Below are 11,685 nucleotides of genomic sequence, written 5' to 3'. Positions count from 1 at the left end.
AGACCGAGGTGGGGCGGGCCGGGGAGCTCAGCGCAACGCCCCCGCCTCGATCCCCAGCAGATCCGACAGGGCCCGCTCGCCGCTCGCCGTGACCTTCACCGCCCGCTCCGAGCCGATGCGTACGCACCAGCCCGCGTCGAGCGCGTGCCGACACAGGGCCGCGCCGGCGGCTCCCGCGAGGTGGGGCCGCCGTTCCGTCCAGTCGAGGCAGGCCCGGGCCAGCGGGCGCCGGCCCGTGCGGTCCAGGCCGATGCCCACCGTGCCGAACCAGGTCAGCCCCGCGTCCGTGAGCGCGAAACCGGTGTCCTGCCGCAGGAGTCCGCGCGTCGTCAGCGCGTCGGTCACCGCGATGCCCAGCCGCCCGGCGAGGTGGTCGTAGCAGGTGCGGCCGCGGGCCATCGCCGACCCGGCGCTCGCCTCCCGCAGGGTGCGCGGCCGGTGCGCGGCCTGCGGGGCGACCTGAGCGGCCAGGTCCTCCACCAGCTGGGCGACCCGCGCGCCGGCCAGGCGCACGTACCGGTGCCGCCCCTGCCGTTCCTCCGCGAGCAGTCCGCCCGCGACGAGCTTGCCCAGGTGTTCGCTGAGCGTGGACGCGGCGACGCCCGCGTGCCGGGCCAGTTCCCCGGCCGTCCACGCCCGTCCGTCGAGCAGCGCCAGCAGACACGCGGCGCGGGTCTCGTCGGCGATCAGCCCGGCCAGCGCCGCCAGGCCGGCCGCCTGGGGGTCCTTGGTGGTCATGCGTCCAAGGATGCGGCACGCACGGTTCGGCGGTCGCCGAAGTGTGGCTACGCGGTCCGCGCCACCTGCTCGTACTGCTGTGCCAGCCCGTCCAGCAGAGCCGCCAGCCCCGTCTCGAACGCCCGCTCGTCGATCTTCTGCTGCTGCTCGGCCAGCAGATGGGCCTGCCCGAGGTGCGGATAGTCGGCGGGGTCGTAGGCGCCGGCGTCGTCGACGAAACCGGCGGCGAAGGAGCCGAGCGCGGAGCCCATGATGAAGTACCGCATCAGCGCGCCGATGGAGGTGGCCTGCGCCGGCGGCCAGCCCGCCTCGACCATCGCGCCGTACACCGCGTCGGCCAGTCGCAGCGCGGCCGGCCGGCGGCCGGGGCCGCGGGCGAGGACCGGGACGATGTTCGGGTGGTCGCGCAGGGCGGACCGGTAGGACACGGCCCAGTCGTGCAGCGCGCTCCGCCAGTCCCGGCCGTCCTCGAACATCGACAGGTCGACCTTGGCGCTCACGGAGTCGGCCACCGCCTCCAGGATCTCGTCCTTGGTGCGGAAGTGGTTGTAGAGCGAGGGCCCGCTCACCCCCAGCTCGGCGGCGAGCCGGCGCGTGGAGACGGCCGCCAGGCCCTCCGCGTCCACGAGCTCCCGCGCCGTCGCGACGATGCGGTCGGTGCTGAGGAGGGGCTTGCGCGGTCGGGCCATGGCGCACATGGTAGGGCTGCGACATTAAACTAGCAGTGCTAATTCAAACAACCGGCTCCCGACGTCCGTCACACCTGGGGTGATCCGCATGAACCTCGAACTCAGCGAGGAGCAGACCGCAGTTAGCCGGCTCGCCCGGGACTTCGTCGAGCGCGAGATCACCCCGCACGTCGTCGCCTGGGACCGCGCGGAGGAGGTCGACCGGGGCATCGTCGAGAAGCTCGGCGAGGTCGGCTTCCTCGGGCTCACGATCGACGAGGAGTACGGCGGCTCGGGCGGCGACCACCTCGCCTACTGCCTGGTCACCGAGGAGCTCGGCCGCGGCGACTCCTCGGTGCGCGGCATCGTGTCCGTCTCGCTCGGCCTGGTCGCCAAGACGATCGCCGCCTGGGGCGGCGAGGAGCACAAGCGGCGCTGGCTGCCCGGCCTGACCTCCGGCGAGTACGTCGGCTGCTTCGGCCTGACCGAGCCCGGCACCGGCTCCGACGCGGGCAGCCTCACCACCAGGGCCGTGCGCGACGGCGGCGACTACGTCATCAACGGCACCAAGATGTTCATCACCAACGGCACCTGGGCCGACGTCGTCCTGCTCTTCGCCCGCTCCACCGACGCCCCCGGCCACAAGGGCGTCTCCGCCTTCCTCGTCCCCACCGACACCTCCGGCCTGACCCGCCGCACCGTCCACGGCAAGCTGGGCCTGCGCGGCCAGGCCACCGCCGAGCTGGTCCTCGAGGACGTGCGCGTCCCGGCCTCCGCGCTGCTCGCCGAGGAGGGCAGGGGCTTCTCCGTCGCCATGTCCGCCCTCGCCAAGGGCCGGATGTCGGTGGCGGCCGGCTGCGTGGGCATAGCCCAGGCCGCACTGGACGCGGCCGTGCGCTACGCCGGAGAGCGCGAGCAGTTCGGCAGGACCATCGCCCACCACCAGCTCGTCCAGGAGCTGATCAGCGACATCGCCGTCGACGTGGACGCCGCCCGCCTGCTGACCTGGCGCGTCGCCGACCTCGTCGACCGGGGGCTGCCCTTCGCCGTGGAGTCCTCCAAGGCCAAGCTGTTCGCCTCGGAGGCCGCCGTGCGCGCCGCGAACAACGCCCTGCAGGTCTTCGGCGGTTACGGCTACATCGACGAGTACCCGGTGGGCAAGCTGCTGCGCGACGCCCGCGTGATGACCCTCTACGAGGGCACGAGCCAGATCCAGAAACTGGTCATCGGGCGGGCGCTGACAGGGGTCTCGGCGTTCTGAGGAACGGCCCCCGCGCGTTCCCGCCGCGCGCCTCTGAGTACGGGGACTGAGTATCCCGGCGGATGTGGCGGCGGCCACGCCCGCCGATGCTTGTCGGCATGAGCGACACACCCGTCAAGCAGCAGAACACGGCCGCCTACTACGGTCAGGCCGTCGCCTCCTTCGCGGTCGCCATGGCGGCCACCGCCATCGGCATCCTCAGACTGGACGCCGATGCCTGGGTACGGGCCTTCCTGGCCATCGCCGTCCTGTACCTCGTCACGTCCGCCTTCACCCTCGCCAAGGTCATCAGGGACCGTCAGGAGGCCGGGCAGATCGTCAGCCGGGTCGACCAGGCCCGGCTGGAGAAACTCCTCGCCGAACACGACCCCTTCCAGAAACTCTGATCCGGTGGCGCCACTCCACCGGCCCAGGTGCGCTAAGCGAGCGCTCAGCTTCGGCGGTATGGTGGACCCCTTGACGCAGAGAGGGGCGAACGAGCGATGAGTACGGCGGAGGAGACGGCCGGCGGCGACCCACAGCCGTGGGCCGAGGTCACCCCGGACGCGGCCCGGCGGCTGCTCGTGGCCGCCGTGGAGGCCTTCGCCGAGCGGGGCTACCACGCGACGACGACCCGTGACATCGCCGGCCGGGCCGGCATGAGCCCGGCCGCGCTCTACATCCACTACAAGACCAAGGAAGAGCTGCTCCACCGCATCAGCCGGATCGGCCACGAGAAGGCGCTGGAGATCCTGCGCACGGCCGCCCGGCGCGAGGGCGGCGCGACCGAGCGGCTCGCCGACGCCGTCAGCTCCTTCGTCCGCTGGCACGCCGGGGGACGCACCACCGCGCGGGTCGTCCAGTACGAGCTGGACTCGCTCGGCCCGGATGCCCGCGCGGAGATCCTCGCGCTGCGCCGCCAGGTCGACGCCGAGGTGCGCGGGATCATCGAGGACGGCGTGGCCTCGGGCGAGTTCGACGTCCTGGACGTGCAGGGCACCACGCTGGCCGTGCTGTCCCTGTGCATCGACGTCGCCCGCTGGTTCAACGTCGACGGCCCCCGCACCCCCGAGGAGGTCGGCGCGCTCTACGCCGACCTCGTGCTGCGGATGGTCGGGGCGAAGTCCGGCCCCGCTCAGAGGTAGTACCGCACCACCGACTCCGCCACGCACACCGGCTTGTCGCCGTCCTCGCGCTCCACGGTGAAGGCGACGGTCACCTGCACCCCGCCCGGCACGTCGTCCACGCCGGTGATCACGGCGGTGGAGCGCAGCCGCGAGCCGACCGGCACGGGGGCGGGGAAACGGACCTTGTTGGTGCCGTAGTTGACGCCCATCCTCACGCCCTCGACCCGGATCAGCTGCGGCCCGAAGAGCGGGAGCAGCGACAGGGTGAGATAGCCGTGGGCGATGGTCGTGCCGAAGGGGCCCGCGGCGGCCTTCTCCGGGTCCACGTGGATCCACTGGTGGTCGCCGGTCGCCTCCGCGAACAGGTCGATCCGCTTCTGGTCGACGTCCAGCCAGTCGGTGTACCCCAGCTGTTCGCCCACCGCCGCCTTCAGTTCCCCGGCGGATGTGAAGATCCTCGGCTCTGCCATGTGCCCGGCCTCCCGCAACGCACGTCATGTCTAAGCAACTGCTTAGCATGGTCGGGCGAAGGGCCCCTGTCAACGGACCGGGCGCGTGGCGCGGTGGGTAGGCTCCCACGAGTGCCCCAGATCCCCGAGAAGATCCACGAGCTGACCGTCGGCCAGGTGTCCGCACGCAGCGGCGCGGCCGTCTCCGCCCTGCACTTCTACGAGTCCAAGGGCCTGATCAGCAGCCGCCGCACGGCGGGCAACCAGCGCCGCTACTCCCGTGACACACTGCGCCGGGTCGCCTTCGTCCGGGCCGCACAGCGCGTCGGCATCCCGCTCGCCACGATCCGCGAGGCGCTCGCCGAACTCCCCGAGGAACGCACCCCCACCCGGAAGGACTGGGCCCGCCTCTCCGAGGCCTGGCGCTCCGAACTGGACGAGCGCATCAGACAGCTCAACCGCCTCCGCGACCACCTCACCGACTGCATCGGCTGCGGCTGCCTGTCCCTGGACACCTGCGTCCTGTCCAACCCGGACGACGTCTTCGGCGAACGCCTGACGGGCTCGCGCCTGATGGTGGAGCGCGGGAAGGGACGGGCGTAGCCGCGCGCGGAGGCCGACGGGGTGTGTCCGGCGGGGTGCGCCCGGCCCGTCCCGGCACGCGCGGGGAAGAGGAGCCGACGGGGGGTGCGGCATCCCCGGCGCACCCCCCGTCGTACTTCGTCGTACTCAGGCGGACACCAGCAGCTGCCCCCGCCTGGCGTGCGCCAGGGCCTCAGGGGTGAGGACCGGGCGCGGGACCAGGATTCCGCATTCCACGCAGACCGGGCCGGACGACGGTTCGTGATCCAGGTCGTACGTCCAGACCAGCCGCTCCCCGCCGCACACCGGACACGCCGCGTCCGGTTCGCGTTCCAGTGCGGCGATCAGCCGGCGCAGCACCTCGGCCAGCGGCTCCCGCGGGTGCACCCGCGGGTCGTCGCACCAGGCCACTCCGAAGCCGCCCCAGGTCAGCCGGTGCCAGTCGTCCACGCTGCCGGGCCTGCGCAGCCCGTCGTGCTTCTCCTTCCTGCGGCGCCTGGCGAACTCGACCTCGTAGGCGAGCCACACCGAACGCGCCTCCTCCAGCTCCTCCAGTGCGGCCACGAGCCGCGCCGGGTCAGGAGACCTGTCCTCGGGGCCGAACCCCGCCCTGGAGCACAGATGGTCCCAGGTCGCCCTGTGCCCGTACGGCGCGAACCGCTCCAGGCACTTGCGCAGTGAGTAGCGTCGCAGCGCCAGATCGCACCGCGGGTCCCTCACCTGTCTCGCCAGACTTCGGAAACCAGCCATCGCTTCGCACCTCCGTCACACCTGCACCTGTACTTCGATCACTGCGGCGTCGTCGTGCGCAGTCGCCGTGACGACGTCGCCGAATAGACGTGTCGACACCCGATCCGGCTCCATCCGTTTTCCGATGCCCTCCATAACGCCGCCCCGGTTGACCTTCACGAGGTGTCCCCAAAAGTGACGCATGTTCATCTTCCCGCTCGGGGATACCGGCGGTAACGTCCCGCTCCCCACTCCGTCGGGAGGAGCTGCCATGCCACGGCGCGCCCCACACATCGCGCTCGACAGACTGAGAACTCCCCGCAGGTTCCCCGGGTTCCTGAAGGCCGCATCCGTATGCGTCCTCATTGCCGGTCTTTTGTCTCCGCTTTCCCAAGCGGCGGCGGCCGGGGCGGCCACGGAGGCGACGGCCGCGGACGACCACTGCGGCGGCCAGTGCTCCGACATCCTGCCGCCCGGCCAGAACGGCAACGCCACCCTCGCCCAGATCCTCCTCCACCAGGCCTTCGGCACCCAGCCCGGCCACGCCGCGGACCAGCTCGGCCCGTACGCCGGCCTGGCCAAGGGTTACCCGGCGCTCACCGACGCCAAGATCAACTCCTTCTTCAACGACGCCTCGTTCGGCGTCCCCTCCGGCCAGGCCGCCTCCACCGTGAAGCCCGCGGGCCGCGGCGACGTGACCATCGTCCGCGACAAGAAGACCGGCGTGCCGCACATCACGGGCACCACCCGCTACGGCACCGAGTTCGGCGCCGGGTACGCCGCCGCCGAGGACCGGCTGTGGCTCATGGACGTCTTCCGGCACGTCGGCCGCGGCCGGCTGACCTCCTTCGCCGGCGGCGCACCCGCCAACCAGGGCCTGGAACAGGAGTTCTGGCGCAACGCGCCGTACACCGAGGCCGACCTCCAGGCGCAGATCGACAGCGCGGTGGCCCGGGGCGGCGCCCGCGGGCAGCAGGCCCTCGCCGACGTCAACGCCTACCTGGACGGCATCAACGCCTACATCGACGCCTCCGACTCCGGCCGCTACTTCCCCGGCGAGTACGTCCTGACCGGCCACAAGGACTCGATCACCAACGCCGGCACCATCGAGCACTTCAAGACCACCGACCTGGTCGCGCTGGCCTCCGTGGTCGGCGCCCTGTTCGGCTCCGGCGGGGGCGGCGAGGTCGACAACGCGCTGTCCCTGCTGGCCGCCCAGTCCAAGTACGGCATCGAGGAGGGCACCCGGCTCTGGGAGTCCTTCCGCGAACGCAACGACCCCGAGGCCGTCCTCACCCTGCACGACGGCAGGAGCTACCCGTACGCCCTCAAGCCCGACGACCCCAAGGGCGCGGCCCTGCCCGACGCCGGCTCGGTGACCCGGGAGCCGCTGGTGCACGACCGCACCGGCAGCGCGGCGACCGCCGCCGCCAAGGGTGCCTCCGCCTCGGCCGCGAAGACCGCCCTGTCCTCCGCCCGACGCGGCATGTCCAACGCCCTCGTCGTCAGCGGCGAGCACACCGCGAGCGGCCATCCGGTCGCCGTCTTCGGCCCGCAGACCGGCTACTTCGCGCCCCAGTTGCTGATGCTCCAGGAGATCCAGGGCCCGGGCCTCAGCGCCCGCGGCGCCTCCTTCGCGGGCCTGAGCATGTACGTCGAACTCGGCCGCGGCCAGGACTACTCGTGGAGCGCCACGACCTCCGGCCAGGACGTCATCGACACCTACGCCGTCGAGCTGTGCCAGGACGACCACCACTACCTGTACCGGGGCACCTGCACGGCCATGGAGAAGGCCGAGCAGCCCAACTCCTGGAAGCCCACCGTCGCCGACGGGACGGCGGCCGGCTCCTACACCATGCGCGTGTGGCGCACCAAGTACGGCCCCGTCGCGTACCGCGCCACCGTCGGCGGGAAGAAGGTCGCCTACACCACCCTGCGCTCCTCCTTCCTGCACGAGGTCGACTCGATCATCGGTTTCCAGATGCTCAACGATCCCGGCTTCGTCAAGGGCCCGGAGGACTTCCAGAAGGCCACGCAGCACATCAACTACACGTTCAACTGGTTCTACGCCGACTCGCGGCACACGGCGTACTACAACAGCGGCGACAACCCGGTGCGGGCGAACGGCGTGGACGCCGAGTTCCCGGTGTGGGCCCGGCCGGCGTACGAGTGGCGCGACTGGGACGCGGTGACCAACACCGCCGGCTACACCCCGCCCTCCGCGCACCCGAACTCCGTCGACCAGGACTACTACATCTCCTGGAACAACAAGCAGGCCCTGGACTACGCCTCCGCCCCCTGGGGCGAGGGCTCCGTGCACCGCGGCGACCTGCTCGAGGACCGGGTGAGGAAGCTGGTCGCGGCCGGCGGGGTCACCCGCGCCTCGCTGGTGAAGGCGATGGCGGACGCGGCCCTGGCCGATCTCAGGGGCGAGGACGTGCTGCCGAAGCTGCTGAAGGTGATCAACAGCTCGCCGGTGACCGACCCCACGGCCGCGGCGGCGGTGAGCAAGCTGCAGACCTGGGTGACCGCGGGCGCTCAGCGCACCGAGACCTCGGCCGGCACCAAGAAGTACGCCGACGCCGACGCCATCCGGATCCTGGACGCCTGGTGGCCGCTGCTGGTGAGGGCCGAGTTCGAGCCGGGCCTCGGCAGCGACCTCTACACCGCCTTCACCGCCAACCTGCCGATCGACGAGTCGCCGTCGGCCGGGCACGGCCCGACCGGCTCGCACGCCGGAAGCTCCTTCCAGTACGGCTGGTGGAGCTATGTCGACAAGGACGTCCGTGCGGTGCTCGGCGAGCCCGTCCAGGGCCCGCTCGCACGGAAGTTCTGCGGCGGCGGCGACCTCGGCGCCTGCCGGGACGTCCTGCTCGGCACCCTGAAGCAGGCGGCCGGGGCGCCCGCGGCCCAGGTCTACCCCGGCGACGACCAGTGCTCGGCGGGCGACCAGTGGTGCGCCGACTCGATCGTCCAGCGCGCCCTGGGCGGCATCAGGCACGGCAGGATCAGCTGGCAGAACCGGCCCACCTACCAGCAGGTCGTGGAGTACACCGGTCACCGGTAGACCGGGCGGTGGCGGGCCGCGTCAGTGGACGCGGCCCGCCCCGTGCCGAGGGCCGGGCCCGCGGCGGGAACCGGCCCCGCGCCACGGCTCAGCCGTAGCGGAGATATCCCTTCCGCACCTTCCGGAACGCGGCCAGCTCCTGCTGCCAGCCGGCCACCACCTCGTCGGTGGTGGCCCCGGCGTCGATCATCGTGCGCACCCGGGTGGAGCCGGTGAGCTTGTCGATCCAGTTGTCCGAGCGCCAGGCGAAGCCGCTCCAGACCCGCTTGACGGTCACCAGCAGCGCGATTCCGGTCCGTACGGGGTCGTAGGCGGCCCGGTCGTGCACATGGATCTGCACCCCGCCGACCGTCGCGCCCTGGAACTTGGAGAAGGTGGGCGCGAAGTACGCCTCCCTGAAGTGCACGCCCGGCAGGCGCAGGGCGTTCGCCGCGGCCGCCCAGCGTCCGTCGATCCCCTCCGCGCCGAGCAGTTCGAAGGGGCGGGTGGTGCCGCGGCCCTCGGACAGGTTCGTGCCCTCGAACAGACACGTTCCCGCGTACACCAGCGCGGTGTCGGGGGTCGGCATGTTCGGGCTCGGCGGCACCCAGGGCAGCCCGGAGTCGTCGTAGAACCGCGACCGCTTCCAGCCGGTCATCAGCACGGTCTCCAGCGGCACCGGCCTGGTCAGGAACTCCCCGTTGAACAGCCGTGCCAGCTCGGCGACCGTCATGCCGTGCGCCTGGGAGATCGGCTGCCGTCCGACGAAGGTCGCGAACTCCTTGTGCAGCACCGGGCCCAGGGCCTCGCGCCCGGTCATCGGGTTGGGCCGGTCGAGCACCACGAACCGCTTGCCGGCCGACGCGGCGGCCTCCATGCAGTCGTACAGCGTCCAGATGTACGTGTAGAAGCGGGCGCCCACGTCCTGGATGTCGAAGACGACCGTGTCCACGCCGGAGGCGGTGAAGACGTCGGCGAGCGGCTGCCCGCTCTTGAGATACGTGTCGTACACCGGCAGCCCGGTGGCCGGGTCGTCGTAGCGGCCCTCGGAGCCGCCCGCCTGCGCGGTGCCCCGGAAGCCGTGCTCGGGGCCGAAGACGGCGACCAGGTTCACCCGGCGGTCGGCGTGCATGACGTCCACGATGTGGCGCACGTCCCGGGTGACGCCGGTCGGGTTGGTGACGATCCCGACCCGCTGTCCGCGCAGGAGCGCGTAGCCGTCGGCGGCCAGACGCTCGAAGCCGGTCCGCAGCGGGCGGCCGCCCCCCGGGTCCGCGTGTGCCGGGGCCGCCGCGGCCCCGGAGGCCGCTACCGCGGCGGTGGTGGCGAGCAGGCTCCGTCTGGACAGCTTCATACGGTGACCTCCGTGATCGCGGCGGGTGTCATGCCCACGCACGCTAGCGTGAGCCCGCCCGACACGGAATGGACTGGACCACCCCTCCTCGAGAACACCTCTTCCGCACTACATACCGACCGGTTAGTCTGACGCCGGGGGAGCCGATTCGCGTCGTGTCGCAGCCGTTCGAAGGAGACCGATGGTGGAAGCCGTGCAGGATGCGGGAGTGGTCGTCACCGGGGCCGGCGGAGGCATCGGCGCCGCGCTGGCCCGCAGGTTCGCCGCCGAGGGGGCCCGGGTCGTCGTCAACGACCTCGACGCCGGCAGGGCGGAGGCCGTCGCCGGGGAGATCGGCGGCATCGCGGTGCCGGGCGACGCCTCCGCGACCGTGGCCGAGGCCCGCGACGCGCTCGGCGGCACGATCGACGTCTACTGCGCCAACGCGGGCCTGGCCTCCGCCGGTTCGGAGGCGGCCGACGAGGAGGCCTGGGCGCGCGCCTGGGACGTCAACGTCATGGCCCACGTCCGCGCCGCCGGGACGCTGCTCCCCGCCTGGCTGGAGCGCGGCGGCGGCCGGTTCGTCTCCACCGTCTCCGCGGCCGGACTGCTCACCATGATCGGCGCCGCCCCGTACAGTGTCACCAAGCACGGCGCCTACGCCTTCGCCGAGTGGCTGTCGCTGACGTACCGTCACCGCGGGATCAAGGTGCACGCGATCTGCCCGCAGGGCGTGCGCACCGACATGCTGGCCGGCTCCGGCAGCGCGGGCGACCTGGTGCTCCAGCCGACCGCGATCGAGCCGGAGGACGTGGCCGAGGCCCTGTTCAAGGGGATGGCGGAGGACCGCTTCCTGATCCTGCCGCACCCCGAGGTCGCCGGTTTCTACCAGGCCCGCGCCACCCACCCCGACCGCTGGCTGAGGAACATGAACCACATCCAGCGCACCTGGGAGGGGAACCGGTGACCTCCCCCTGCCGCGCGGCCGGGCCCCGGGCCGCCCTCCTGGACATCGAGATCCTGCCGGACTCGCCGGAAACGGCAAGTGGGAAGATTCCCCGTCGGGAACTTCGTTCTCGTACGCGCGACAGCGAGTAGGACCACGGGAAGGCAGGTGGCGGCAGGTGCCCAGGACGACGGACTCAGGCGGCACTCCGGTGCCGCAGCGGCTCCTGGCCGCCGCCACCCGGCTCTTCGCCGAGCAGGGCTACGACCGCACCTCGGTGCAGGAGATCGTCGAGGCGGCCGGCGTCACCAAGGGGGCGCTCTACCACTACTTCGGCTCCAAGGACGACCTTTTGCACGAGGTGTACGCGCGCGTGCTGCGCGTCCAGCAGGAGCGCCTGGACGCCTTCGCGGACGCCGACGAGCCGATCGAGGAGCGGCTGCGGGACGCGGCGGCGGACGTGGTGGTGACCACCATCGAGAACCTCGACGACGCGATGATCTTCTTCCGCTCGATGCACCACCTGAGTCCGGAGAAGAACAAGCAGGTGCGCGCCGAGCGCCGGCGCTACCACGAACGCTTCCGTGCGCTCATCGAGGAGGGCCAGCAGGCGGGCGTCTTCTCCACGGCGACCCCGGCCGACCTGGTGGTCGACTACCACTTCGGCTCCGTCCACCACCTGTCGACCTGGTACCGCCCGGACGGCCCGCTGAGCCCCCAGGAGGTCGCCGGCCACCTGGCGGACCTGCTGCTGCGGGCACTGCGCCCGTGAGGTGTCCAGCCCGCCTCGGGGATCCGGGGGCTCCGTCCCCGGGACGGGACGGGCA

At 72.1% G+C, this 11,685-nt stretch carries 13 protein-coding genes; 7 read left to right on the top strand and 6 right to left on the bottom strand.

Features of this window, described 5'->3' with window-relative positions; translation table 11 throughout:
* Nucleotides 1-27 precede the first annotated feature (27 nt).
* Together C1I97_RS20880 and C1I97_RS20875 are read right to left on the bottom strand one after the other, a co-directional pair.
* Entirely contained in the window at nucleotides 28-738 is a 711-nt protein-coding gene (locus C1I97_RS20880) for an ArsR/SmtB family transcription factor (RefSeq protein WP_111004749.1), read from the bottom strand.
* A 47-nt stretch (nucleotides 739-785) separates the two neighbouring features.
* Nucleotides 786-1,427 (bottom strand): TetR/AcrR family transcriptional regulator, encoded by a 642-nt coding sequence (locus C1I97_RS20875; protein WP_111004748.1) that lies wholly within the window; start codon nucleotides 1,425-1,427, stop codon nucleotides 786-788.
* An 88-nt stretch (nucleotides 1,428-1,515) separates the two neighbouring features.
* Here C1I97_RS20875 and C1I97_RS20870 point away from each other — a divergent pair, with 88 nt between their 5' ends.
* The 3 genes from C1I97_RS20870 to C1I97_RS20860 all read left to right on the top strand — a co-directional run bounded on the left by C1I97_RS20870 (nucleotide 1,516) and on the right by C1I97_RS20860 (nucleotide 3,791).
* Complete coding sequence (locus tag C1I97_RS20870; RefSeq protein WP_111004747.1) at nucleotides 1,516-2,667, top strand: acyl-CoA dehydrogenase family protein; 1,152 nt, start codon at nucleotides 1,516-1,518, stop codon at nucleotides 2,665-2,667.
* Nucleotides 2,668-2,765: 98 nt separating this feature from the next.
* A complete protein-coding gene (locus C1I97_RS20865; RefSeq protein ID WP_111004750.1) occupies nucleotides 2,766-3,053 on the top strand; it encodes a YiaA/YiaB family inner membrane protein in 288 nt (95 codons plus the stop codon).
* Between the two features lie 96 nt (nucleotides 3,054-3,149).
* On the top strand, nucleotides 3,150-3,791 hold the full coding sequence (locus C1I97_RS20860) for a TetR/AcrR family transcriptional regulator (protein WP_111004746.1): 642 nt from the start codon (nucleotides 3,150-3,152) through the stop codon (nucleotides 3,789-3,791).
* On the opposite strand, the gene C1I97_RS20855 is transcribed toward C1I97_RS20860, so the two are convergent.
* The gene (locus tag C1I97_RS20855; RefSeq protein WP_111004745.1) at nucleotides 3,782-4,243 is read right to left on the bottom strand and encodes a MaoC family dehydratase; all 462 of its coding nucleotides are present in this window, start codon (nucleotides 4,241-4,243) and stop codon (nucleotides 3,782-3,784) included. The two genes, C1I97_RS20860 and C1I97_RS20855, sit on opposite strands and share 10 nt — an antisense overlap.
* A gap of 111 nt (nucleotides 4,244-4,354) precedes the next feature.
* Here C1I97_RS20855 and soxR point away from each other — a divergent pair, with 111 nt between their 5' ends.
* Nucleotides 4,355-4,825, top strand: a complete 471-nt coding sequence (soxR, locus tag C1I97_RS20850; protein ID WP_111004744.1) for a redox-sensitive transcriptional activator SoxR — start codon at nucleotides 4,355-4,357, stop codon at nucleotides 4,823-4,825.
* Nucleotides 4,826-4,951: 126 nt separating this feature from the next.
* On the opposite strand, the gene C1I97_RS20845 is transcribed toward soxR, so the two are convergent.
* Both C1I97_RS20845 and C1I97_RS40015 read right to left on the bottom strand, forming a co-directional pair.
* The gene (locus C1I97_RS20845) at nucleotides 4,952-5,554 is read right to left on the bottom strand and encodes a hypothetical protein (protein ID WP_111004743.1); all 603 of its coding nucleotides are present in this window, start codon (nucleotides 5,552-5,554) and stop codon (nucleotides 4,952-4,954) included.
* Between the two features lie 15 nt (nucleotides 5,555-5,569).
* Nucleotides 5,570-5,713, bottom strand: coding sequence for a hypothetical protein (locus tag C1I97_RS40015; RefSeq protein WP_181446824.1), 144 nt, complete (start codon nucleotides 5,711-5,713; stop codon nucleotides 5,570-5,572).
* Between the two features lie 91 nt (nucleotides 5,714-5,804).
* Here C1I97_RS40015 and C1I97_RS20840 point away from each other — a divergent pair, with 91 nt between their 5' ends.
* Nucleotides 5,805-8,600, top strand: coding sequence for a penicillin acylase family protein (locus C1I97_RS20840; RefSeq protein ID WP_111004742.1), 2,796 nt, complete (start codon nucleotides 5,805-5,807; stop codon nucleotides 8,598-8,600).
* A gap of 88 nt (nucleotides 8,601-8,688) precedes the next feature.
* Here C1I97_RS20840 and C1I97_RS20835 read toward each other — a convergent pair whose 3' ends face one another.
* Complete coding sequence (locus C1I97_RS20835) at nucleotides 8,689-9,933, bottom strand: exo-beta-N-acetylmuramidase NamZ family protein (protein WP_111004741.1); 1,245 nt, start codon at nucleotides 9,931-9,933, stop codon at nucleotides 8,689-8,691.
* 181 nt (nucleotides 9,934-10,114) lie between these two features.
* Here C1I97_RS20835 and C1I97_RS20830 point away from each other — a divergent pair, with 181 nt between their 5' ends.
* On the top strand, nucleotides 10,115-10,879 hold the full coding sequence (locus tag C1I97_RS20830; RefSeq protein ID WP_111004740.1) for an SDR family oxidoreductase: 765 nt from the start codon (nucleotides 10,115-10,117) through the stop codon (nucleotides 10,877-10,879).
* 157 nt (nucleotides 10,880-11,036) lie between these two features.
* Nucleotides 11,037-11,630, top strand: coding sequence for a TetR/AcrR family transcriptional regulator (locus C1I97_RS20825; protein ID WP_111004739.1), 594 nt, complete (start codon nucleotides 11,037-11,039; stop codon nucleotides 11,628-11,630).
* Nucleotides 11,631-11,685: the final 55 nt, after the last annotated feature.

This window comes from Streptomyces sp. NTH33 (assembly GCF_003236365.1).
GTDB lineage: Bacteria > Actinomycetota > Actinomycetes > Streptomycetales > Streptomycetaceae > Streptomyces.
This window is presented reverse-complemented; position numbering and strand designations above follow the sequence as displayed.

Excerpts from the sequence above, each read along its gene's own strand:
- C1I97_RS20880 (WP_111004749.1), bottom strand. The coding sequence starts at position 738 with ATGACCACCAAGGACCCCCAGGCGGCCGGCCTGGCGGCGCTGGCCGGG.
- C1I97_RS20875 (WP_111004748.1), bottom strand. The coding sequence starts at position 1,427 with ATGGCCCGACCGCGCAAGCCCCTCCTCAGCACCGACCGCATCGTCGCG.
- C1I97_RS20870 (WP_111004747.1), top strand. The coding sequence starts at position 1,516 with ATGAACCTCGAACTCAGCGAGGAGCAGACCGCAGTTAGCCGGCTCGCC.
- C1I97_RS20865 (WP_111004750.1), top strand. The coding sequence starts at position 2,766 with ATGAGCGACACACCCGTCAAGCAGCAGAACACGGCCGCCTACTACGGT.
- C1I97_RS20860 (WP_111004746.1), top strand. The coding sequence starts at position 3,150 with ATGAGTACGGCGGAGGAGACGGCCGGCGGCGACCCACAGCCGTGGGCC.
- C1I97_RS20855 (WP_111004745.1), bottom strand. The coding sequence starts at position 4,243 with ATGGCAGAGCCGAGGATCTTCACATCCGCCGGGGAACTGAAGGCGGCG.
- C1I97_RS20845 (WP_111004743.1), bottom strand. The coding sequence starts at position 5,554 with ATGGCTGGTTTCCGAAGTCTGGCGAGACAGGTGAGGGACCCGCGGTGC.
- C1I97_RS20840 (WP_111004742.1), top strand. The coding sequence starts at position 5,805 with ATGCCACGGCGCGCCCCACACATCGCGCTCGACAGACTGAGAACTCCC.
- C1I97_RS20835 (WP_111004741.1), bottom strand. The coding sequence starts at position 9,933 with ATGAAGCTGTCCAGACGGAGCCTGCTCGCCACCACCGCCGCGGTAGCG.
- C1I97_RS20830 (WP_111004740.1), top strand. The coding sequence starts at position 10,115 with ATGGTGGAAGCCGTGCAGGATGCGGGAGTGGTCGTCACCGGGGCCGGC.